Below are 22,098 nucleotides of genomic sequence, written 5' to 3'. Positions count from 1 at the left end.
ATGAAAATGAATAAGACTGCCGCAATTATTTCTGCCTGTGTGCTGACCTTTGGCCTGAGCGCCTGCTCCTCCAACTACGTGATGCATACCAACGATGGGCGCACCATCGTGACCGACGGCAAACCGCAAACGGATAATGATACTGGCATGATTTCGTACAAAGATGCCTGGGGTAACAAGCAGCAGATTAACCGTTCTGACGTAAAACAGCTGGGCGAACTGGATAAGTGATTTCGGTATAGCAGGCAAAAAAAAGCACCGCGCAGTGCGGTGCTACATTAAATCACTATGGACAGACAGGGTAAATGTACAGGAAGTGAAAAGGGGTAGCTGAGCTACCATGGTCCGCAAACCCGGACCAATTGCAAACACAACAACACAACATCACAACCGTAAGCCAAAAGCTTGTTGGAACACGCATTCCAAAAAAAGCTCTTCGTTCCGGCTCAGGAAGTGCCGCCACTATAGGTATTTGCTGGTAGAAGCTCAACGGACAAATTATAATAGCTCAGATAAAAAAAACTAATAGGTTAACTATTGTTTCCTGTTTGTTAAATTGCCTTAACATCTAAGCCAGAATAACTATGTCCAAGCGTTTGCCACCTCTGAATGCATTACGTGTTTTTGATGCAGCCGCCCGCCATCTTAGCTTCACTCGCGCCGCCGATGAGCTTTTTGTGACGCAGGCCGCAGTCAGCCACCAAATCAAGTCCCTGGAGGATTTCCTCGGCCTCAAGCTGTTCCGTCGACGCAATCGTTCTCTTCTTTTGACGGAGGAGGGGCAGAGCTATTTTCAGGATATCAAAGAGATTTTTTCGCAGCTCACCGAAGCGACCCGCAAGCTTCAGGCCCGAAGCGCAAAAGGGGCCTTAACCGTCAGTATGCTCCCCAGTTTTGCCATTCAGTGGCTGGTGCCAAGGCTCACAAGCTTTAACTCAGCTTATCCGGGAATCGACGTCAGGATCCAGGCCGTGGACCGTCAGGAGGATAAGCTGGCCGACGATGTCGACGTGGCGATTTTTTACGGCCGCGGCAACTGGCCGGGGCTGCGGGTGGAAAAGCTGTACGCCGAATATCTGCTCCCGGTGTGCTCACCGCTGTTGCTCACCGGCGATAAAGCGTTGAAAACGCCTGCCGATCTGGCGCAACATACCCTGTTGCACGATGCTTCCCGCCGCGACTGGCAAACTTATACACGCCAGTTAGGTCTAAACCATATTAATGTTCAACAGGGACCTATATTTAGCCACAGCGCAATGGTGCTGCAGGCGGCAATCCATGGACAGGGGGTCGCGCTGGCCAACAATGTGATGGCGCAGTCCGAGATTGAGGCGGGCCGTTTGGTCTGCCCGTTTAATGATGTTCTGGTCAGTAAGAATGCGTTTTATCTCGTTTGTCATGACAGTCAGGCAGAACTGGGTAAAATAGCCGCCTTCCGCCAGTGGATTCTGGCAAAAGCGGCTAATGAACAAGAAAAATTTCGCTTTCGTTATGAACAATAAATCATCGTAGGGTAAACACATGACCAGCCGTTTTATGCTGATTTTCGCCGCGATAAGCGGTTTTATCTTTGTGGCTTTGGGCGCTTTTGGCGCGCACGTTTTGAGTAAAACGATGGGCGTTGCGGAAATGGGCTGGATCCACACCGGCCTGCAGTATCAGGCATTCCATACGCTGGCTATTTTTGGCCTGGCGGTGGCGATGCAGCGCCGCATCAGCATCTGGTTTTACTGGAGCAGCGTCTTTATGGCGCTCGGTACCGTTCTTTTTAGCGGCAGCCTCTACTGTCTGGCGCTCTCGCATTTACGCCTGTGGGCGTTCGTTACGCCGGTTGGGGGCGTCTGCTTCCTTGCCGGTTGGATATTAATGTTAATTGGTGCAATTCGTCTGAAACGTAAGGGCGTTGTTCATGAATAAAGTTGTCCTCTATTGTCGCCCTGGGTTTGAGAAAGAGTGCGCAGCAGAAATTACCGATAAGGCCTCGCGCCTTGAGGTGTTTGGTTTTGCCCGGGTAAAAGACGACTCCGGCTATGTGATTTTTGAGTGCTACCAGGCCGAAGATGGCGAAAAGCTGGTGCGCGAACTGCCGTTCAGCTCGCTGGTGTTTGCCCGCCAGATGTTTGTGGTTGGCGAACTGCTGCGCGACCTGCCGCCGGAAGACCGGATTTCCCCGATCGTCGGTATGCTGCAGGGCGTGGTGGAGAAGGGCGGCGAGCTGCGCGTTGAAGTGGCCGATACCAACGAAAGCAAAGAGCTGATGAAGTTCTGCCGCAAGTTTACGGTACCGCTGCGCGCGGCGCTGCGCGAAGCGGGCGTGCTGACCAACTATGAAACGCCAAAGCGTCCGGTGGTCCACGTGTTCTTTATCGCCCCCGGCTGCTGCTACACCGGTTACTCGTTGTCTAACAACAACTCGCCGTTCTATATGGGCATTCCGCGGCTCAAGTTCCCGTCCGATGCGCCGAGCCGTTCGACCCTCAAGCTGGAAGAGGCGTTTCACGTCTTTATTCCGGCGGATGAGTGGGACGAGCGCCTGGCGAACGGTATGTACGCGGTGGATCTTGGTGCCTGCCCCGGCGGCTGGACCTATCAGCTGGTGAAACGCAATATGTGGGTCTCCTCGGTGGATAACGGCCCGATGGCGCAAAGCCTGATGGATACCGGCCAGGTGACCTGGCTGCGCGAAGATGGCTTCAAGTACCGCCCAACGCGCAACAACATTTCGTGGATGGTGTGCGATATGGTGGAGAAACCGGCGAAAGTGGCGGCGCTGATGGCCCAGTGGCTGGTGAACGGCTGGTGCCGGGAAACCATCTTTAACCTGAAGCTGCCGATGAAAAAACGCTACGAAGAGCTGTCGCGCAACCTGGCCTATATTCAGGAACAGCTGGACGAGCACGGCATCAACGCGCAAATCCAGGCGCGCCAGCTGTATCACGATCGCGAAGAGGTGACGGTTCACGTTCGCCGCCTGTGGGCTGCCGTCGGCGGTCGCCGCGACGAACGCTAGTTTAGCCGCTTTTGTAGGCCGGATAGGGTGTTAAGCCGCTATCCGGCGCTGCAATAGCCGTTACGACTGCGACACGTCCGAAACGATATGCGGCACATCATCCAGATGGCCGATCCGCGCCTCCCCTGAACGATTAAATTTGCTCTTATCAATCAACAATAACGATTGCGACGCTCGCTTAAGCAGCAGCGATTTGAACTCGGCGTTCACCGTATTTGAGTCCCAGAGCGCGCCGTCGCTGTCGATGCCCTCGCAGGAAAAAATGAACAGGTCGATCTCCAGCGCTTTGAGCTGTGAGATAAGCGACGCGCTGACGTAGCAGCCGTATTTTCGCTGGAGCGTACCGCCGGAGCAGGTAAGCTGAATATTCTCTCGCTTGCTGAGCTCCTGGCAAATCGGCTGGCTGTTGGTAAAGACGTGAAGGTCGATATCCGGCAGCTGGCGGGCCAGATACCAGCAGGTGGAACTGGCATCAAGGGCGATAACCATCCCCTCTTCTATCCACGCAAGCGCCTCGCGGGCGATGTCCGCTTTGTGCGCGTAGTGGCTTTTCAGACGGATATGAAAAGGGTCGCCGCTGTCACGGCTTTGCCGGTGAATGACTTTTGCCCGACCGTGGTTACGCAGCACTTTCCCCTGGGACTGGAGCTCGCTGAGATCGCGGCGAATGGTTTCTCTGCTGACGTTAAGCTGTAGCGATAAGGCTTCGGTGGTCAGGCTGTTATGGTTAATGAGCAGGTCTAGTATCGCTTGCTGTCGTGCCGCTTTCATTTTTCTCACCCTGGCGTTCGCTGAGCGCCCGCATCAGACGGGCGCTCCGGCATGAGATTACGGCGTTACTCCTTTTTTTAAAAGAATATTCCCGTACTTAGCGCGCTCACCTGTGATAACGATCGCAAAGGCTTTTTGCGCCCGCTCGTAGAAAGCAAAGCGGTCGATGCGGGCGATCTCCGGGCAGGGCGCGGGGCCGGAAAGCGCCTCGCGATAGCGCGTTTCTACCTGAGGGTCGAGGACGTCGCCTTCCACGGCGGCCATCATCACCAGCGGCGGAGCGTAGCTGTCTAACTCAAACAGCGGAATAATCGCCTGCAGCAGGTCGCTCACCCGCAGGCCGTCGGCGCGAATGACCTGTGGGCCCATGCTGTGGGCCGGGAAGTGGGCATCGGAAAAAATAATCTCATCGCCATGCCCCATTTCCGCCAGCACTTTGAGGAGGTCCGGGGAAATCAACGGGGAAATCGTTTTTAGCATCTCATACTCCCTCAATCAGTTCGGGTTCGGTTTGCGGGTAAAAGTAACGATACCGGTAGCTCACCTGCGCTCTGGCCTGCTCCGGGCTGCTGAATTCACCGACGCCATACCAGCCAAACATGGCGGCGCCGGCGACGGTGGTTTCGGCGTCATCGAGTACTTTAATGGGGATCTCCAGCCTGTTGGCTTTGATCTGATTCCACAGCGCGTTGCGGCTGCCGCCGCCGACCAGCAGCAGCTCGCGGGCTTTGAAGTGGCCGATTTGCTGCAGCGTTTGCAGATTGTGCGCCAGCTGTTCGGCTAATCCTTCCAGCGCGGCGAGGTAGAAATGACCGCGGGTGGTATTCAGCGTTATGCCCTGCCAGCCTGCGGTTGGGCTGGATAGCAGGTCGCACTGCATCTTCACCTTCTGAGCGCCGCGGGGGAGGGCCCGGGCCTCTTCAATCAACGTTTGCCACGGCGTTTCAGGTGTCCACAGCAGCTGGCGTATCCATTCCAGCACGCCGGAGGCCAGCCACTGCATGCCGGGGTTATAGCGTCCCGGCTGACAATCCAGCTCGCAGGTGGAGCCCGCATAGTGGCTGAGCAGCGACGTGTCTACCTGGGCGCTGCGCACCATCAGAATTTCCCAGGTGCCGGACGACAGCACCGGTTCATCCTGCTCCGCGCCCGCGCCAAACAGCGCGAACTGGGTGTCGTGCCCGGCGGAGATAACCGGAATGCCGACGGCTAAACCCAGCATTTTCGCGGCATCGCTCCGCAGCGTGCCAATCTGCTGGCCCGCTTCAACGAGCCGGGGAAACAGGCGGCGCGGCAGCCCCGTGGCCTGCAGAATCTGCGCGCTGAAATCCCGCTGGTGGATATCCAGCATCTGGCTGGTGCCCGCCATGGTGATATCGGTCGTGAATTCCCCGGTCAGACGCTGGTTGAGAAGCGAGGAGATGAACAGCCAGGCGTGGGCTTGCTCCAGCAGCTGCGGGTGGTTCTCTTTCAGCCATATCAGCTTATACAGGGTGTTGAAACCAAATGCGCCGACGCCGGAGATCTGCTGGAGCTGCTGCGCGGGCATAAAGCGGCCGATATTGTCCATCACCGACGCGGTACGCGGACATTTCCAGCTGATGACCGGATAGAGCAGCTTGCCCTGTTCATCCACCAGCGCGCCGTCGACGCCGAAGGTGGTGACCGTGATGCCGCGAACCGTGCAGGATGAGAGCGGGTCGGCAATTTGCCGACAGCATTCGGCGAAGCGTTGCAGGATCGCCTCCAGCGACCACTGGTGCCAGGCGCTGTTCTCCACGGCGATATCGCTGGCGTTGGCCGTTGCGGCGCGGGCGATAATGTTCCCCTGGCGGTCAACGGCAATCGCCCGTACGTTAGTGGCGCCGCAGTCGAGGACCAGGATGACTTCATTCTTCATAATCTCTCCCGAGACGTTGCCGGATGGCGGCGTAAACGCCTTATCCGGCCTACGGGACGGTATCATCCGTAGGCCGGATAAGCGCAGCGCCATCAGGCATTTTTAACGTTTATACAGCGGGCCGTAGTTCTGGCAGGCGCGGTAATCCTGGCCTTCGCTATCCATCCCGTGCGCAGACCAGCTGGAGGGGCGGTAGATTTTCGCCTCTTCTACGTTATGCATGCACACCGGGATCCGCAGCATCGACGCCAGGGTGATAAAGTCGGCGCCAACGTGGCCGATGGTCAGCACGCCGTGGTTAGCGCCCCAGTTCGCCATCACCGAGTAGACGTCGGAGAACGGGCCTTTACCGGTCAGGCGCGGCGCAAACCAGGTGGTGGGCCAGGTGGAGTTGGTGCGGGCATCCAGCTGGTCATGCATCGCTTTCGGTAGCTCTACGCTCCAGCCTTCGGCAATCTGCAGTACCGGGCCGAGGCCTTTGATGATATTTACGCGGGTCATGGTGAACGGTACGCCGCCTTCGGTCAGGAAGCGGGAGGAGAAGCCGCCACCGCGGAAATATTCATGAATCGCCGGGCACCATTCGGTGGCCGCGAGGCAGGCGTCGGCCTCCTGCTGGCTGATTTCCCAGTGCGGCTTCATGGTTGGCTTGCCTTCCGCATCGAGCTGTTTGCAGGCGCCGTCCAGCGCCGCTGAACCGGAGTTGATCAAGTGGATAATGCCGTGTTCCGCCAGTCCGGTGAGCGGTTGGCCGGTGACGCGTTTAACCGCGTCCGGCGACCAGTAGGTGCGCACGTCGGCAAACACCTGGGCGGTGCCGGTCAGCTGGTGGCCCATCAGCATCGCCACGCCGTTGAGGCTGTCGTTTTCCGTGGCGACGACGAAGGGTTCGCGTACGCCGTTCCAGTCGAACGAGCTATTGAGCAGCGCTTCGGCGGTATCGCCGTTAGGGTATTGATCGGTCCAGTGGCGCTGGCCCTGGAAGCCCGCAGCGATGGCGTTGTAGCCCAGCGACTCTTCGACCAGCCCTTTTTCCGCCAGCTTCTTGTTGCCCTGCATCATGTCGCGGATGCACATCGCCATCAGCAGGCTCTCTTTCAGCACCGCGCGGCTCTGTTCGGCGTTGCGCTTATACTGCTGCGCGTTCTGGTCTTCGCCGTAGCGGAAGTTTTTATCCGCCCACGCCAGCGCCATTTCCAGCTCGCTTTCATCATAGATTTTCTGGTCGATGCGGCGGCGCAGCTCGGTCATGTCCACCGCCTGCACTTTCATACCGAGCCAGGACTCGAAGAAGTTGTGATCGACGATAGAACCGGCGATCCCCATCGACACGCCGCCAACGGAAAGATAGCTTTTGCCCTTCATGCTGGCCACCGCTAAGCCGGCGCGGGCAAAGCGCAGCAGTTTTTCTTCGACATCCGGCGGAATGGAGGTGTCGTCGGCGTCCTGCACGTCGTGACCATAAATGGAGAACGCCGGAATACCCTTCTGACTGTGGGCTGCCAGCGCTGCCGCCAGGTAAACCGCGCCGGGGCGTTCGGTGCCGTTAAAGCCCCAGATGGCTTTTGGCCGCAGCGGGTCCATATCGATAGTTTCGCTGCCGTAGCACCAGCACGGAGTCACGGTAATGGTGACGCCGACGTTCTGGCTGCTGAATTTCTCCTCGCAGGCGGCGGATTCTGCCATGCCCGCAATGCAGCTGTCGGCGATGACGCACTCAATCTGCGCGCCGCAGGCGTGACGCAGTTTTTCCGCGATCAGCGCGGCGGTGGCTTTCGCCATATTCATGGTTTGCTCTTCCAGCGACTCGCGCACCCCCATGCGGCGTCCATCAATCACCGGGCGGATGCCAATTTTCGGTAAGCTGATTTTTTTCATTCCAGATTCCTCACGTTATTCGGATAAATATTTAGTTAGCTGCCGTTTGCGAACGGAAACGGGCAAAGATGAAGATGACGGCAAAGCACAGCGCCGGGACCAGCTCCGCGGTGGGGATGTTGCCGGCGGCGTCGCTGACAAAGCCCATCACCGGGGTGACAATCCCGCCGCCAATAATGGTCATGACGATAAAAGAGGAGCCGTATTTGGTGTCCTGCCCGAGGTTTTTGATGCCCAGCGAGAAGATGGTCGGATACTGAATCGACATAAAGGCGCTGCACAGCGTCAGGGCCAGCAGACCCACGTGGCCGCCGGTGAAAGCGGAAATCAGGCACAGGATCATCGAGAGCAGGGCATAGGCTGCCAGCACTTTATGCGGCGCGAAGCGGCTGATGAGCCAGGTACCGGAGAAGCGGCCGATAAAGAAGCACACCATCGTGCCGGTCAGATAGTTGGCGGCGAAACCGGGCGTCATGCCGGGGATCTCTTCGATAGCGTAGCGAATCAGATAGCTCCAGCAGGCGGTTTGCGCGCCGACGTAGCAGAACTGCGCCAGCACCGCCCAGCGCCAGTGGCGAACGCGGACCAGGCGAGCAAGGGAAGCGGAGAAGGAACTCTGGTTGGCGTCACTATGGTCGTCGCTCTGCAGGGCCGGAAATTTGGTCAACATAATCAACAGAGCGACCAGTAAGACAACCGCGACGATGATCATATACGGGGTTTGCACCGAGAGCACCAGGCTGTGTTTATAGGCGCTAAGCTGCTCCGGAGCCATTTTATCGAGCACATCCTGCGATTGATGCGGCACATTAGACAAAATGAGACTTTGCCCAAAAACCACCGCAATAATGGCGCCAAACGAGTTAAACGTTTGGGCAAGATTAAGCCGGAAGTGACCGCCGCTTTCTGGTCCTAAGACGGTAACAAACGGGTTTGCCGCGGTTTCTAAACACCCTAAGCCTGCAGCAATAATAAACAGGCCAATCAGGAATAAGGTGTAATTCATAACTTCAGCGGCGGGCCAGAATAGCGCGGCGCCAAAAGCATATAAGAACAGTCCGGTAATAATGCCGGCTTTATAACTTAACTTTTTCATCAAAATTCCGGCCGGAATGGGAATGACGAAATAGCCGAAATAAAAGGCGGATTGAATCAGTCCAGCCTGGAAGTTGGTTAAGGTAAAGGCTTGTTGAAATTGTGGTAATAAAATATCGTTGAGATTATTTGCGACCGCCCAAAGAAAAAACAGCGAGCACAGCAGGGCGAAGGGAATAATGTAGCGCTTGCTTTGCCCTGTCTCTACCGCACGAAAACTCTGCGTTTGTATTGTTGTGTTTCCCATAGCATCCTCATTGGTTCAGAAGCGTGTTCAGCAGCCGGCTTATGCCCACCAGACCGCAAAAATCAGGCGAGCTCTTGTGACGACATCAACAGTGAAATAAACATCACGGAGTGAACTCATGAATTCATTTTCAAATTAAAAAAGCCTTTTAATATGATAGCGGTCACACTTCGTATCCACTCGGTGGTTTTATGTGATTATCATCACTTTAATAATCAGAAAAACATGACCGTTTGAGAAAGTTAATTGTAAAACCCACAGGGTCGATGACCGATTTATTTTATTATGTGGAAAACGGGCAGTTGTTAAAACTATCAGTAAAATGCCCGTTTTTAAATCTATTAGTAAGAACGGGCATTTTTCAGAAAGCAAAAATCAATGAACGGTTGTTTTTATACTGAAATAAGTGAGAGGAATCACAGAACCGGCGGATGTAAATTCCTTTCTGCTTATTCGGGATGATGATGGTGAGTAATTATTTGAGCTATTCAACAGCGTCGGAGCGTCATCTCCGGCGAGCCGTCTGTTGTCGCATTGCGCATCATAAAGAGAGGTAAAGAATGGAACGAAATAGACTGGCCCGGCAGATTATTGATACCTGCCTGGAAATGACCCGCCTGGGGTTAAATCAGGGAACCGCCGGTAACGTGAGCGTGCGTTATCAAGGGGGGATGCTGATCACGCCAACGGGTATTCCTTACGAAAAGCTGACGGAAGCGCACATTGTGTATATCGATGCCGAAGGTCAGCATGAACAGGGCAAACTGCCGTCCAGCGAGTGGCGTTTTCATATGGCGGCTTATCAGACGCGGCCTGATGCTCACGCGGTGGTACATAATCATGCGGTTCACTCTACGGCGGTGTCGATCCTCAATCGTCCCATTCCCGCCATTCACTATATGATTGCGGCGGCGGGCGGTAACTCTATCCCCTGTGCGCCCTACGCCACGTTTGGTACCCGCGAGCTGTCTGAGCATGTGGCCGTGGCGCTGAAAAACCGCAAAGCTACGCTGCTGCAGCACCATGGCCTGATCGCTTGTGAAGAGAATCTGGAGAAGGCCCTGTGGCTGGCGCATGAAGTTGAGGTGCTGGCGCAGCTTTATCTCAGCACTCTGGCCATCACCGACCCAGTGCCGGTTCTTGGCGACGAGGCCATTGCTATCGTGCTGGAGAAATTCAAAACCTACGGATTGCGAATCGAAGAGTGATGCCGTAAGCGAAGGCTTCTGCCGGCTGCTTCCGGGAGATGTGCTGGGCTGATACCCCGGCGCTGTTATTCCCCGGCTTGCGCTGCGCTTAGCCGGGCTACGGGCTACAGGTATTCAGCCGTCTGCGGTAGCCCGGGTAAGGCGTAAGCCGCGACCCGGGGAATGCGCTCACCGTCTGCGGGCCGGTAGCCCGGACAGATGCGCAGCATCGCCTCCGGGGAAATGGTGCCACGCTGCGCTCTGCTCCCGGGGGCGGCGCAGGACGCGCCTTGCCCGGGCTACAGGTATTCCGCCGTCTGCGGTAGCCCGGGTAAGGCGTAAGCCGCGACCCGGGGAATGCGCTCACCGTCTGCGATCCGGTAGCCCGGACAGATGCGCAGCATCGCCTCCGGGAAGCCGCGCGCACCGCAGCCCGGCGCTACCGGGACAGCCGCAGCTGCTGGAGGTTGCCGTCCAGCTGTAAATCGGTTTGCAGGCGCGCGATGTCCCGGCAGGTGAAGGCCATCTCTTTCTGTTCTTCCAGCTTCTTGCGCCACTTCTCCGGCACGTCCGCCAGCCGCGCGTAGATCCCTTCCAGATCCTGAAAATCGGTTAACAGCTGGGCGGCGCTTTTCGGCCCAATGCCCGCCACGCCGGGAACCTTTGAGCTGCTGATGCCCGCCAGCCCCCAGTAGTCAGGCAGCTGTTCCGGCGTCACGCCAAACTCTTTGGCGATAAACGGCGCATCAAGCCAGCGCTTCTGAAAATAGTCGCGGATGCGGATCGTTGGCGACAGCAGCTGGCAGTAGCCTTTGTCGGTTGAAACGATGGTTGCCTGATGGCCGGCCTGCGCCACTTTGACCGCCAGGGTCGCGGCAAGATCGTCGGCTTCGCTGCCGCTGAGCGCCCAGCAGCGAAACCCGCGTTGCTCAAACGCCGCCCGCAGCGCCGGCATTTCCGCTTCGAGGGTCTCCGGCATCGGCGCGCGCCCGGCTTTATAATCGGGCAGACGCTGATGTCGCCAGCCGTGGCCGCGGTCTTCATCATCAAATACCGCCACCACGTGGGTTGGCTGGCTATGGACCACCAGCTGTTCAAGCGCATGCAGGCAGGTGTCGACGCAGGGTGACCCCTGCACCGCGTGGATGCGGCGAATCAGATTAAGTGCGTCGACGATTAACAGATGAACGGCCACGAATATCCTCATAAATAGGCTCTTATTGCAGTGCCTTTCAGGGTAACATCGCTGCGCGGATGAGGCTATTGGCGCCAGGGAAATCAGGAAGATGACTCGCAGTTTCCGGCTAATCAACGTGCATCAGCAGGCCGAGATCGCTATTGGTGGCTTCGCCGTACCAGACCGCCTCGCGCACCGAAACCGGTTTGTGGATAAGCCCAAGGGCGTAAAAGCGATCGGCGATACTTTGTTGGGCGCGAATCACGTTGAGATCCATCGGCCGCGGACGATGGCTGCGGCGCGATAAGGCGCGCGTCAGAGAGGCGGCGTTAAGCCCCAGCTCGGCGGAGAGCAGTCCGGCGGCTTGCTCCCGGTGCTGGTCAATAAACTGGCCGGTCTGCGCCAGCTCGGCTAACAGGCGCTGCATGATATCGCTATTGCGGCTGGCGTAGTCGCGGCGCGACAGGTAGAACTGGTGATTATTGACGCGCCCCTCGCCGCTGGCAACAACCCGTAATTCGCCGCTATATTCCGCGTCGCTGAGCAGCGGATCCCACATCATCCAGGCGTCCACCGCCAGGTAATCGCTGGCGGTCAGCGGATATTTCGGCGGAATATAGACCACTTTGACGTCGTTTAATGCCAGCCCGGCCTCTTCCAGGATATGCAGCAGCAGCCAGTGCACGTTAGAGCCCTTATTCAGCGCGATACGCTTGCCGCGCAGGTCGGCAATGGTGCGAATGTCGCTGTGCTGCGGGACGACCATCGCCACGCTTTGCGGAGCGGGCGGTTCCCAGGCGACGTAGACCAGCTCGCCGTTACTCGCCTGAGCGAAAACCGGCGGCGCTTCGCCGGTGGTGCCGAAATCGATCTCATCGCAGGCGAGGGCGTGCAGCAGCTGCGGCCCGGCGGGGAATTCGCTCCACAGCACGCTGACGCCGCGGCTGGCAAAGGCTTGCTCGAGACTTTGCCGCGCTTTCAGGATGCCAAGATTGCCGAAGCGCTGGAAGCCGATGCGCAGTTCCCGGTCGCGAGAGACGCTGTTGACCGCCGGGCCGAAGAGGGGCTCCTGACGGCGGCGGCTTTTAATGATGCCAAAATTGGCCAGCTGCGTGCGCAGCGTGTGGCGGCTAATACCGAGCAGCGCCGCGGCCTGGCTTTGATTATCGTCACTGTGGGCCATCGCGCCGCGTATCAACGCCCCGGTGACCCTCTCCCACAGCGGCTCGCCCGGCAGGGAAAGCTGACGACGAATAAAATCGTCGAGCTCATTATCGCCCGCCGCCGAGGGCTCATTGTTCAGCGTCGTCAGCCGCAGCTGGGCGGGGCCGATCTCCTCTTCTTTACTCAGCAATACCGCGTTATGCAGAGTGTTTTCCAGCTCGCGAATATTGCCCGGCCAGGGGTACTCCATCAGCCTTGCCAGCGTCTCCGGGGCCAGACGACGAGCCGGGCGGCCCAGGCGGCGGGCGTAGAGCGAGAGAAAATGGTCCGCCAGTACGGGAATATCCTGGCGACGCTGGCGCAGCGGCGGCAGCGGGACGAGGGCGATATTCAGGCGATAGTAGAGGTCTTCGCGGAAACGACGCTCGCGGATGGCCTGCATCAGGTCCACGTGGGTGGCGGCGATCACCCGCACGTCCACCTTAATGGCCTTGCGCGAGCCGACGCGGGTGATTTCGCGCTCCTGCAGAACGCGCAGCAGTTTGACCTGAAGCGGCAGGCTAAGCTCGCCGATTTCATCGAGCAGCAGGGTGCCGCCCTCCGCCGCCTCGAACCAGCCGGGATGGCCTTGTACCGCGCCGGTAAACGCCCCTTTTTCATGGCCGAACAGCTCCGCTTCCGCCAGGCTTTCGCTGAGCGCGCCGCAGTTGACGGCCAGAAACGGCCGGTGGCGGCGCGGGCTATGGTGATGCAGGTAGCGGGCGACGACCTCCTTACCGGTGCCGGTTTCGCCGACAATCAGCACGGTCGCCTCGGTGGGGGCCAGTTTATCCAGCAGGCTCTGAAACGCTTTTGACGCCGGGTCGATCAGCGCGGGCGTAGAGGATGGAAATTCAGGATTCAGCATGGTGACCTCCGGTATTTGATGCCCTGAAGTTATCCTGTGCCGGGGACGGAAACCAGAGGGCTAACTCGCCGGTCTGTTGCAAATGCCGCAGTCCGGACGCATTGGCTGCGGCATTTGCAACAGCGGCGTAAGGTTCGGTTTTTTGTAACTCACTGAATTTATACTGTTAATTTTTTATTCACCATTGGCACGATTATCGCTAACACTCATATAACCAAATTAAAACAACTCTTCGATAAATATCGGATATGGTTATATAGGAAATGGATAATGACGCAAAAAACCGACGATAAAATCAACGTGTTCTGGTTTCTGCCCACCCACGGCGATGGCCGCTACCTGGGCACCTCGGAGGGCGGACGCCCGGTTGATTTGCCTTACCTGCAGCAGGTGGCGCTGGCGGCCGATAGCCTCGGCTACTACGGCGTGCTGATCCCAACGGGGAAAAGCTGCGAAGACTCCTGGCTGGTGGCCTCGGCGCTGGCGCCGTTGACCCGCCGCCTGCGCTATCTGGTGGCCGTTCGTCCGGGCCTGCAGCCGCCGACGCTGGCGGCGAGGATGGCGACGACGCTCGACCGCCTGTCGGGCGGTCGGCTGCTGATTAACGTGGTGACCGGCGGCGATCCGGTGGAGAACAAAGGCGACGGTATTTTCCTCAGCCACGGCGAACGCTATCAGGTCACCCGCGAATTTCTCGACGTCTACTCGCGCCTGCTGAAAGGTGAAAAGGTGGATTATCACGGCGAGCATATCCACGTGGAAGGCGCGGAAGTGCTGTTTCCGCCGGTACAGGAAAACGGCCCGCCGCTGTTTTTTGGCGGCTCCTCTGAGGAAGCCATCGACGTCGCCGCCGATCAAATCGATACCTACCTGACCTGGGGGGAGCCGCCGGCGCTGGTGGCCGAAAAGCTGGCGATAGTGCGCGAGCGCGCCGCCGCCCGGGGCCGCACGTTGCAGTACGGGATTCGTCTGCATGTGATTGTTCGCGAAACCGAAGAGGAGGCGTGGGCCGCCGCCGATCGGCTGATTTCACACCTTGATGACGAAACTATTGCCCAGGCGCAGAAAATTTTTGCCCGTATGGACTCCACAGGCCAGGCGCGAATGAGTTCGCTGCATAAAGGATCGCGCGACAATCTGCGTATTGCGCCGAACCTGTGGGCGGGCGTGGGACTGGTGCGCGGCGGGGCCGGGACGGCGCTGGTCGGCAATCCGCAGCAGGTGGCAGAACGCATTCGTGAATATCAGGCGCTCGGTATCACCAACTTTATCTTCTCCGGCTACCCGCATCTGGAAGAAGCCCATCGTTTCGCTGACCTGGTCATGCCGCTATTGCCGCTGGCAGGCCACGATCAGCCGAAGGCGCGTAGCGTCAATACCGGCCCGTTTGGCGAAACCATCGGCGGCGATAAGCGTCCGGTGAAACAGGTCAGCGCAAGCTGAGGAGGCGCGTATGTTACACCGATTTGTGAAGGCGGTGGGCTATGCAAACTGAACCGCACGTGGTGATTGTCGGCGGCGGATTTAGCGGTGCGGCGGTGGCGATTCATCTCCTGCGCCTGGCGCCGGTTGGCGTGCGGGTCACGCTGCTGGAGCCGCGCGAGGTGCCCGGCGCGGGCGTGGCCTACTCCACGACCGAACCGAGCCATCGGATTAACGTTCCTGCCGCGCGGATGCAGCTTGCCGGTGAAGAGGAGGGCGCGTTCGATCGCTGGTACCGCAGCCAGCCCGCCTTTGCGGATGACCCGCATGCCCTGCTGGCAGACGGCGCGGTCTATCCGCAGCGCGGTCAGTTTGGCCGCTATGTCGCCCAGCGTTTCGCCGAGGAGGCGCGCGCCAGCGGCGGGCGGCTGACGCATCTGCGCGAGCAGGCGCTGAGCGTTAATCATGGTGAAGTTGTCACCGACGGCGGGCGTCGGCTGCAGGCCGATCTGCTGGTGCTGGCCATCAGCCATCCGCCGCCCTCGCTGCCGTCGCTGGCGACGCCGTTCGCAACGCATCCGGCGCTCATCGCTAACCCCTGGCGAGCGGGCGCGCTGGCAACTATCGCCCCGGAAGCGAGCGTCGCGGTCATGGGCACCGGCCTGACGATGGCGGACACCGTCGCGACCCTGACGCGTCTGGGCCATCGGGGGCCGATCGCGGCATTTTCACGCCGTGGGCTGCTGTCCCGCAGCAACCTCAGCGGCAGTAGTGAACCCTGGCCTGGCGAATACGATTGCGGAACGCTGCGCCAGCGGCTGCGGCAAATCCGTCTGGATATCGAGCGCGCGGCGGAGCAGGGACAGGCCTGGCAGGTGGTGCTGGACGCGGTGCGTAATCAGGGGCAGAGCATCTGGCAGGGGCTGACGGTGGCCGATCGCCAGCGCTTCCTGCGTCATTTGCGCAGCTACTGGGACGTTCACCGCTACCGTATCGCTCCGCAGGTCGCCGGGGTCCTTGAGCAGCGCCAGCGCGACGGCAGCCTGCGGGTGCTGGCGGCCAGGCTGACGGCGCTGGAAGGCGACGCGCAAAAGCTGGCGCTAACCCTGACGCCCCGGCGCGGTGAAACGCTGCGGGTGAGCGCTGACCACTTTATTTTAACCACCGGCCCGGCGCACGGCGGGTTGACCGACAGCCAGCCGCTGCTGCGTCAGCTGAGCCAGCGTGGGCTGATTCGCGCCGATGCGTTCGGCCTTGGCCTGGACGTCGATCCCCGCTCGCGGGCGATAGGCCGGGAAGGGCGGATTACGCCCAATCTGCTGGTTTCCGGACCCGCCGCGCGGGCGTATTTCGGAGAATTAATGGGGCTGCCGCAGGTGGCCGACCATGCCGCCGCCGTGGCCGACGAAGCGCTGCGGACCCTGGGCGTCAAACAATCCGCCCGATGTCCGGCGTTCTGAACGCCTTTTATCCCCTGATTCCTTTAACGATTATGCGCGCGTCCCGACAGCGGGGCGCGCCGTGGAGAGTGCTATGTCATCACAACGTGAAATTCGTCTGAACGCTTTTGATATGAACTGCGTCGGCCATCAGTCGCCGGGGCTGTGGGCCCATCCGCGCGACCGCTCCTGGCAGTATAAAGACCTCGAGTATTGGGTCGACCTGGCGCGTCTGCTGGAGCGGGGCAAGTTTGACGGGCTATTTATCGCCGATGTGCTGGGCGTCTACGACGTGCTGAACGGCAACGGCGATGCGGCGATCCGCCAGGCGGCGCAGGTGCCGGTCAACGATCCGCTGGCGCTGATTACGCCGATGGCGCTGGTGACGGAGCATCTGGGATTCGGCCTGACCGCTTCGCTCTCTTTTGAGCATCCCTATCCGTTCGCCCGCCGTCTTTCAACCCTCGACCATCTGACCAAGGGGCGAGTGGGCTGGAATATCGTGACCTCCTACCTTGAGAGCGGGGCGCGTAATATTGGCCAGAAAGCGCAGACCGACCACGACGCCCGCTACGACTACGCCGATGAATATCTGGAGGTGGTCTATAAGCTGCTGGAGGGGAGCTGGGAGGATGGCGCGGTGCTGCGCGACAGGGAACGTAAGATCTTCAGCGATCCGCGAAAAATTCACCCGATTAACCATCAGGGGAACTTCTTCTCGGTGCCGGGGATCCACCTCTGTGAGCCGTCGCCGCAGCGTACGCCGGTACTCTATCAGGCGGGCGCCTCCAGCCGCGGCAAGCAGTTCGCCGCCGGCCACGCGGAGTGCGTATTTGTCGGCGCGCCGTCGAAAGTGCTGCTGAAAAAGACGGTGGCGGATATTCGCCGTCGCGCCGAGGAGGCCGGGCGCGATCCGCGCAGCATCCTGATCTTCAATATGCAGACGGTCATCGTCGGCGAAACCGACCGTGAAGCCCAGGCTAAATGGCAGGAGTATAAACCGTACGTCAGCTACGAAGGGGCGCTGGCGCTGCTCTCCGGCTGGACCGGCATCGACCTTGGTCAGTATCAGCCGGATCAGGTGCTGGAGTATCTGCATACCAACGCGATTCAGTCGATGGTAGAGGCGTTTTCCACCGCCGATCCGAACAGCCAGTGGACCGTGCAGAAGCTGGCGGACTGGGCGGGAATCGGCGGCTTCGGGCCGCTGGTGGTCGGCAGCCCGCAGACGGTCGCCGATGAGCTGCAGTCCTGGGTCGAAGAGACCGACGTCGATGGGTTTAACCTCGCCTATGCGGTGACCCACGAAACCTTCCGCGACGTGGTGGATTTGCTGGTTCCGGAGCTGCAAAAGCGCGGCGTGTTTAAGCAGGAGTATCGCGAGGGAACCCTGCGCGAGAAGCTGTTTGGCGCCGGCCCGCGGCTGGCTGCGCCGCATCCGGGCGCAGGCTATCGCTACGGCGCGCAGGTCGCGGTCGGGAGTGAAGAGAAGGTGAGTTAATTTTGCCGGTCCCCCTCTCCCCGAAGGGTGAGGGACTGAACTGTGGGGCGGGAGGTTTTTCCCGGAGGCGGCGCTTGACGCGCCTGTTCGGGCTACGGATCCACCGCCGTCTGCGGGCCGGTAGCCCGGGTAAGGCGCCTGCGCCGCGACCCGGGAAGGGAAGACTTACTGCTTATCCAGCGACCAGGTCGCGCTGCGAACATCGACTTTCACCGGCAGCAGGCCGATACGGGTGAAGGTATCCGCCAGCGCCTGCTGTTCGTTATAGACCGCAGGCGTCATACGCTCGGCACCATAAGGCAGACGCGCCAGCGTCTTCAGCCAGATAGCCTTATCCAGCCCGGTTGAGGTGGAGAGGATCCCGGCGGCATCGTCCTGATGACTGTTGGCCCATTCGCTCAGTTTACCCAGCTCATCCACCACCTGCTTTGCGGTATCCGGATAGGTGTCGGCAAATTTGCGGCTGGCCAGGTAGAAGGTGTAGTGCGGCACCAGCCCTTCGGCATTGCCAATCTGTCGCGCTTTGGCGTTCGTTTCCACTTCGGCGAGGAACGGATCCCAGATAACCCAGGCGTCAATAGCGCCGCGCTGGAAGGCGGCGCGGGCGTCAGCAGGCGGCAGATAGACCGGCGTGATATCTTTATAGCTCAGCCCGGCTTTCTCCAGCGCGGTCACCAGCAGGTAGTTTACGTCGGAGCCTTTATTGAGCCCCACGCGCTTGCCCTTAAGATCGGCCACGCTCTTAATTGCCGAGTTTTCCGCCACCACGATGGCCTCGGTTTTTGGGTTCGCCGGGGAGTGGGCTAAATAGACCAGATCCGCCTGCGCCGCCTGAGCAAAGGCCGGCGGCGCATCGCCGGTGGCGGCGAGGTCGATGCTGCCGACGTTCAGCCCTTCCAGCATCTGCGGCCCGGCGGGAAATTCAATCCAGCGGACGGCGATACCCTGCTTTTTGAAGCTTTCATCGAGGGTGCCGCGATATTTAAGCAGCGCGAAGATATTGGCTTTCTGATAACCGATATTCACGGTTTCCGGCGCTTTCGCCAGCGCGGAAGCGGATAAGCCTGCCAGCAGTAGCAGCAGCGCCGGGCGGGATAATCTGAGCATGATTTGTTCTCCTTGAGCGGTTTTTCCGTAAGGTAACAAATCGTCTTTATAACTAATAAATAACTAAATTATCATTTATATAACATAAATGAAGGAGGAGGGCAGGGAAAAGAAGCCCGGCATGCCGCAGCATACCGGGAGGGGGGCGTTAATCGCAGGCGACAATCTTCATTGCCAGGCCGCCGCGCGAGGTTTCACGATATTTGGCGTTCATATCTTTGCCCGTTTCGTACATGGTCTCGATGACTTTATCGAGGCACACCCGCGGCTCGCTGGTGCGGCGCAGGGCCATACGCGCGGCGTTGACCGCCTTGACCGCTGCGATAGCGTTACGCTCGATGCACGGCACCTGCACCTGGCCGGCAACCGGATCGCAGGTGAGACCGAGGTTGTGCTCCATACCAATTTCCGCCGCGATGCATACCTGACCCGGACTGCCGCCAAGCAGTTCAGCCAGACCGGCCGCCGCCATTGAACAGGCTACGCCGACTTCACCCTGGCAGCCCACTTCGGCGCCGGAAATCGAGGCGTTCATCTTATAGAGCGAGCCAATGGCGCTGGTGACCAGCATATAGCGCGCCAGCGAGTTGGCGTTCACTTTGCGGATGAACTTGTCGTAGTAGGCCAGCACCGCAGGTACGATACCGCAGGCGCCGTTGGTCGGTGCGGTCACGACGCGCCCGCCGGCGGCGTTCTCTTCGTTAACCGCCAGGGCGAACATGTTAATCCAGTCAACGACCGCCATCGGGTCGCTGTTGGTGTTGTCCTGGCTTACCAGCATCCGGCGCAGCGCGGCGGCGCGACGCGGCACCCGCAGCTTGCCCGGCAGAACCCCCTCGGTGGTGATGCCGCGCTCAATTCCGCTGCTCATCACTTCCCAGACCGCGGCAAAATGCTGCTCCAGCGCTTCTTTACTGTGCAGCGCCAGCTCGTTTTGCATCATCAGACCGGAGAGCGATAGCCCGCTTTCGCGGCAGTGGCGCTGCAGATCGGCGGCGTTTTTATACGGATAAGGTACGGCGACCGGCGCTTCGCGGGTCACGCCGAAATGGTCTTCATCGACGATAAACCCGCCGCCGATGGAGTAATACGTCTGGCTGTAGAGAACCTTCTCGCCGCCGAGGGCGGTAATACGCATGCCGTTTTCATGCCGCGACAGGTTGTCGGCGTGGAAATTCATGCACCGATCGACCGGGAACGCCACTTCCTGCTGGCCGTTTGCCAGCATCAGGCGGCCATGGGTGTTGACGTCCTGGATAAAGCCGGGAATCGCGTCGATGTCGACGGTATCCGGCAGGTTGCCCGCCAGGCCCATAATAATCGCGATATCGGTATGGTGGCCTTTTCCCGTCAGGGAAAGGGAGCCGTAGACATCGACGACGACTTTGGTTACCTCGGAAAGCAGCCCGCGCTCAATAAGATCGTCCGTGAATTGTTTGCCCGCTTTCATCGGTCCAACGGTGTGGGAGCTGGAAGGGCCAATGCCGATTTTAAAAATATCGAATACGCTGATCATGATGCATCCAGTGCTGTCGGGAGCGCCGCCGTCAGGCGGCGCGGGGGATATTAACTAAACAGAGAGTAGAAAATCGCGGAGATAGCAATCAGGCCCATAATCACCACGAAAACGTTGCTGACGTGGCCGCTGTATTTACGCATCGCCGGGACTTTCTGAATCGCGTACATCGGCATCAGGAACAGAATCATCGCGATAATCGGGCCGCCCAGGGTTTCGATCATCCCGAGGATGCTGGGGTTCAGCGTCGCCACAATCCAGGTGGTGACCAGCATGAACAGGGCGGTGATTTTGTTCAGTTTATTGATTTCGATGGACTTGCCTTTACCGCGCAGGGATTTAATCACCATGCCGTTAAAGCCTTCGCGAGCGCCCAGGTAGTGGCCAAGGAAGGATTTAGTGATGGCGATCATCGCAATGATCGGCGCCATCCAGGCGATGATCGGCGCGTTAAAGTGGTTCGCCAGGTAAGACAGAATCGAGATGTTCTGATCTTTCGCCGCCGCCAGATCCGCCGGGGAGAGGCTCAGTACGCAGCTGAAGACGAAGAACATGACGGTCAGCACCATCATGATGTGCGCGCGGGCCAGAATGCTGGAGCATTTTTTCTCTGCGCCCTGGCCGTACTCTTCGCGTTTCGCGACGGCGAAGGAGGAGATGATCGGCGAGTGGTTAAAAGAAAACACCATCACCGGAATCGCCAGCCACAGGGTCATCCACAGGCCGTTGCCGGTCGCGGTCGCGCTGCTCAGGGAGAGGGTTTCCAGCGCCGCGCCGTTCCACTGCGGGATCAGATAAAAGGCCAGAATCATCAGCGCGACCACGAACGGGAACACCAGCACGCTCATCGCTTTCACAATCATCTGCTCGCCGAAGCGCACGATGGTCATCATGCCGACAATCAGAATCAGGGAAAGAATGGCGCGAGGCGGCGGCGTGATATGCAGCTGGTGCAGCATAAAGCTTTCCACGGTGTTGGTGATCGCCACGCTGTAGACCAGCAGAATCGGGTAGATGGCGAAGAAGTAGAGCAGGGTAATCAGCTTACCTGCGCCAACGCCGAAATGCTCTTCGACCACTTCAGTGATGTCTTCGCCCGGATTCTTACCGGACAGCACGAAACGGGTCATCCCGCGGTGGGCGAAGAAGGTCATCGGGAAGGCCAGAATCGCCATGATGATCAGCGGGATCATGCCGCCGACGCCGGCGTTGATCGGCAGAAACAGGACGCCCGCGCCGATAGCCGTGCCGTACAGGCCCAGCATCCACATGGTGTCCGTCTTACGCCAACCGCTACGGGTAGCATCCGAAACGATGGTGCTGGTTTGAGTGGTTTCCATCTGTATCTCCTGGAGGAAGCAACAAAATCTATTGAATAAAAAAGACCAAATAATATGAAATTCGTTTGTTTACGGTTTTTTAGGCATTTTCTCCGTAACAATTGGTGCGGGAAGATACATTTATATGGTGAATGCATCAGTGATCGCGATCTCAAATGCAATAATCCACTTTAAATGTAAGCAATTTTAGTCCAACAGCCTGTTTCTGGTGATCAGCCAGAGATTTGTGGCGCGGAGGCTATCATTTTCAGCATATGAGAGAATAGTGGCGCGACGTAATAACGAGGTTTTTACTGTAAAAATGCGAAGTTCTCGACGTTTTTACGTTAAAAGGCGTTTTTCCTGGTGATATTTATTGCAGTTTTTGGAAACGCAAACGATTGGCTTTTGTAAAGACGATGCTAAAAATTCATAAAAGGAATGATTTATCTGGAAAG

Annotated in this window: 18 protein-coding genes; 8 read left to right on the top strand and 10 right to left on the bottom strand. The window is 58.7% G+C overall.

Annotated features, from left to right (window positions below):
• Window positions 1-6 precede the first annotated feature (6 nt).
• The 4 genes from BJF97_RS23570 (at window position 7) to rlmM (ending at window position 3,010) form a co-directional block, all read left to right on the top strand.
• On the top strand, window positions 7-231 hold the full coding sequence (locus BJF97_RS23570; protein ID WP_014226620.1) for a YgdI/YgdR family lipoprotein: 225 nt from the start codon (window positions 7-9) through the stop codon (window positions 229-231).
• Between the two features lie 353 nt (window positions 232-584).
• Window positions 585-1,502, top strand: coding sequence for a glycine cleavage system transcriptional regulator GcvA (gene gcvA, locus BJF97_RS23565; protein ID WP_004114967.1), 918 nt, complete (start codon window positions 585-587; stop codon window positions 1,500-1,502).
• 19 nt (window positions 1,503-1,521) lie between these two features.
• The gene (locus BJF97_RS23560) at window positions 1,522-1,917 is read left to right on the top strand and encodes a DUF423 domain-containing protein (protein WP_004853688.1); all 396 of its coding nucleotides are present in this window, start codon (window positions 1,522-1,524) and stop codon (window positions 1,915-1,917) included.
• On the top strand, window positions 1,910-3,010 hold the full coding sequence (gene rlmM, locus BJF97_RS23555; protein WP_014226619.1) for a 23S rRNA (cytidine(2498)-2'-O)-methyltransferase RlmM: 1,101 nt from the start codon (window positions 1,910-1,912) through the stop codon (window positions 3,008-3,010). The genes BJF97_RS23560 and rlmM overlap by 8 nt, the downstream gene beginning before the upstream one ends.
• A 60-nt stretch (window positions 3,011-3,070) precedes the next feature.
• On the opposite strand, the gene fucR is transcribed toward rlmM, so the two are convergent.
• The 5 genes from fucR to fucP form a co-directional block, all read right to left on the bottom strand.
• The gene (gene fucR / locus BJF97_RS23550; protein WP_032694679.1) at window positions 3,071-3,781 is read right to left on the bottom strand and encodes an L-fucose operon activator; all 711 of its coding nucleotides are present in this window, start codon (window positions 3,779-3,781) and stop codon (window positions 3,071-3,073) included.
• Between the two features lie 57 nt (window positions 3,782-3,838).
• On the bottom strand, window positions 3,839-4,261 hold the full coding sequence (gene fucU / locus BJF97_RS23545) for an L-fucose mutarotase (protein WP_014839391.1): 423 nt from the start codon (window positions 4,259-4,261) through the stop codon (window positions 3,839-3,841).
• 1 nt (window position 4,262) lies between these two features.
• Window positions 4,263-5,681: an L-fuculokinase gene (fucK, locus tag BJF97_RS23540; protein WP_014839390.1), complete on the bottom strand. Its 1,419-nt coding sequence runs from the start codon at window positions 5,679-5,681 to the stop codon at window positions 4,263-4,265.
• 102 nt (window positions 5,682-5,783) lie between these two features.
• Complete coding sequence (fucI, locus tag BJF97_RS23535) at window positions 5,784-7,559, bottom strand: L-fucose isomerase (protein ID WP_032694678.1); 1,776 nt, start codon at window positions 7,557-7,559, stop codon at window positions 5,784-5,786.
• A 31-nt stretch (window positions 7,560-7,590) separates the two neighbouring features.
• Complete coding sequence (gene fucP, locus BJF97_RS23530) at window positions 7,591-8,901, bottom strand: L-fucose:H+ symporter permease (RefSeq protein WP_004853675.1); 1,311 nt, start codon at window positions 8,899-8,901, stop codon at window positions 7,591-7,593.
• A gap of 560 nt (window positions 8,902-9,461) precedes the next feature.
• Here fucP and fucA point away from each other — a divergent pair.
• Window positions 9,462-10,109, top strand: coding sequence for an L-fuculose-phosphate aldolase (gene fucA, locus BJF97_RS23525; protein WP_004853673.1), 648 nt, complete (start codon window positions 9,462-9,464; stop codon window positions 10,107-10,109).
• 418 nt (window positions 10,110-10,527) lie between these two features.
• Here the strand turns inward: fucA and xni are convergent, their stop codons facing one another.
• Window positions 10,528-11,283: a flap endonuclease Xni gene (gene xni / locus BJF97_RS23520; RefSeq protein ID WP_025108014.1), complete on the bottom strand. Its 756-nt coding sequence runs from the start codon at window positions 11,281-11,283 to the stop codon at window positions 10,528-10,530.
• 109 nt (window positions 11,284-11,392) lie between these two features.
• Entirely contained in the window at window positions 11,393-13,336 is a 1,944-nt protein-coding gene (locus BJF97_RS23515; RefSeq protein WP_014226612.1) for a sigma-54-dependent Fis family transcriptional regulator, read from the bottom strand.
• 270 nt (window positions 13,337-13,606) lie between these two features.
• Here BJF97_RS23515 and ssuD point away from each other — a divergent pair, with 270 nt between their 5' ends.
• The 3 genes from ssuD (at window position 13,607) to BJF97_RS23500 (ending at window position 17,698) form a co-directional block, all read left to right on the top strand.
• Window positions 13,607-14,779 (top strand): FMNH2-dependent alkanesulfonate monooxygenase, encoded by a 1,173-nt coding sequence (gene ssuD / locus BJF97_RS23510; RefSeq protein ID WP_014226611.1) that lies wholly within the window; start codon window positions 13,607-13,609, stop codon window positions 14,777-14,779.
• Window positions 14,780-14,820: 41 nt separating this feature from the next.
• Window positions 14,821-16,218 carry an FAD/NAD(P)-binding protein gene (locus BJF97_RS23505; RefSeq protein WP_032694677.1) on the top strand — a complete coding sequence of 466 codons (1,398 nt, stop codon included), beginning with the start codon at window positions 14,821-14,823 and terminating at the stop codon, window positions 16,216-16,218.
• 73 nt (window positions 16,219-16,291) lie between these two features.
• Complete coding sequence (locus tag BJF97_RS23500) at window positions 16,292-17,698, top strand: LLM class flavin-dependent oxidoreductase (RefSeq protein WP_014226609.1); 1,407 nt, start codon at window positions 16,292-16,294, stop codon at window positions 17,696-17,698.
• A 165-nt stretch (window positions 17,699-17,863) separates the two neighbouring features.
• Here BJF97_RS23500 and BJF97_RS23495 read toward each other — a convergent pair whose 3' ends face one another.
• The 3 genes from BJF97_RS23495 to BJF97_RS23485 all read right to left on the bottom strand — a co-directional run bounded on the left by BJF97_RS23495 (window position 17,864) and on the right by BJF97_RS23485 (window position 21,661).
• Window positions 17,864-18,805: an aliphatic sulfonate ABC transporter substrate-binding protein gene (locus BJF97_RS23495; protein WP_014226608.1), complete on the bottom strand. Its 942-nt coding sequence runs from the start codon at window positions 18,803-18,805 to the stop codon at window positions 17,864-17,866.
• A 148-nt stretch (window positions 18,806-18,953) separates the two neighbouring features.
• Window positions 18,954-20,321: an L-serine ammonia-lyase gene (locus BJF97_RS23490; protein WP_014226607.1), complete on the bottom strand. Its 1,368-nt coding sequence runs from the start codon at window positions 20,319-20,321 to the stop codon at window positions 18,954-18,956.
• 50 nt (window positions 20,322-20,371) lie between these two features.
• A complete protein-coding gene (locus BJF97_RS23485) occupies window positions 20,372-21,661 on the bottom strand; it encodes an HAAAP family serine/threonine permease (RefSeq protein ID WP_004124376.1) in 1,290 nt (429 codons plus the stop codon).
• Window positions 21,662-22,098: the final 437 nt, after the last annotated feature.

Source organism: Klebsiella sp. LTGPAF-6F, from assembly GCF_001753185.1.
GTDB classification, from domain to species: domain Bacteria; phylum Pseudomonadota; class Gammaproteobacteria; order Enterobacterales; family Enterobacteriaceae; genus Klebsiella; species Klebsiella michiganensis.
This window is presented reverse-complemented; position numbering and strand designations above follow the sequence as displayed.

Coding starts and splice junctions, on each gene's coding strand:
- BJF97_RS23570 (WP_014226620.1), top strand. CDS start 7: ATGAATAAGACTGCCGCAATTATTTCTGCCTGTGTGCTGACCTTTGGC.
- BJF97_RS23490 (WP_014226607.1), bottom strand. CDS start 20,321: ATGATCAGCGTATTCGATATTTTTAAAATCGGCATTGGCCCTTCCAGC.
- fucR (WP_032694679.1), bottom strand. CDS start 3,781: ATGAAAGCGGCACGACAGCAAGCGATACTAGACCTGCTCATTAACCAT.
- gcvA (WP_004114967.1), top strand. CDS start 585: ATGTCCAAGCGTTTGCCACCTCTGAATGCATTACGTGTTTTTGATGCA.
- BJF97_RS23560 (WP_004853688.1), top strand. CDS start 1,522: ATGACCAGCCGTTTTATGCTGATTTTCGCCGCGATAAGCGGTTTTATC.
- BJF97_RS23485 (WP_004124376.1), bottom strand. CDS start 21,661: ATGGAAACCACTCAAACCAGCACCATCGTTTCGGATGCTACCCGTAGC.
- fucI (WP_032694678.1), bottom strand. CDS start 7,559: ATGAAAAAAATCAGCTTACCGAAAATTGGCATCCGCCCGGTGATTGAT.
- BJF97_RS23515 (WP_014226612.1), bottom strand. CDS start 13,336: ATGCTGAATCCTGAATTTCCATCCTCTACGCCCGCGCTGATCGACCCG.
- BJF97_RS23495 (WP_014226608.1), bottom strand. CDS start 18,805: ATGCTCAGATTATCCCGCCCGGCGCTGCTGCTACTGCTGGCAGGCTTA.
- BJF97_RS23500 (WP_014226609.1), top strand. CDS start 16,292: ATGTCATCACAACGTGAAATTCGTCTGAACGCTTTTGATATGAACTGC.
- BJF97_RS23505 (WP_032694677.1), top strand. CDS start 14,821: ATGCAAACTGAACCGCACGTGGTGATTGTCGGCGGCGGATTTAGCGGT.
- fucA (WP_004853673.1), top strand. CDS start 9,462: ATGGAACGAAATAGACTGGCCCGGCAGATTATTGATACCTGCCTGGAA.
- ssuD (WP_014226611.1), top strand. CDS start 13,607: ATGACGCAAAAAACCGACGATAAAATCAACGTGTTCTGGTTTCTGCCC.
- fucU (WP_014839391.1), bottom strand. CDS start 4,261: ATGCTAAAAACGATTTCCCCGTTGATTTCCCCGGACCTCCTCAAAGTG.
- fucK (WP_014839390.1), bottom strand. CDS start 5,681: ATGAAGAATGAAGTCATCCTGGTCCTCGACTGCGGCGCCACTAACGTA.
- fucP (WP_004853675.1), bottom strand. CDS start 8,901: ATGGGAAACACAACAATACAAACGCAGAGTTTTCGTGCGGTAGAGACA.
- rlmM (WP_014226619.1), top strand. CDS start 1,910: ATGAATAAAGTTGTCCTCTATTGTCGCCCTGGGTTTGAGAAAGAGTGC.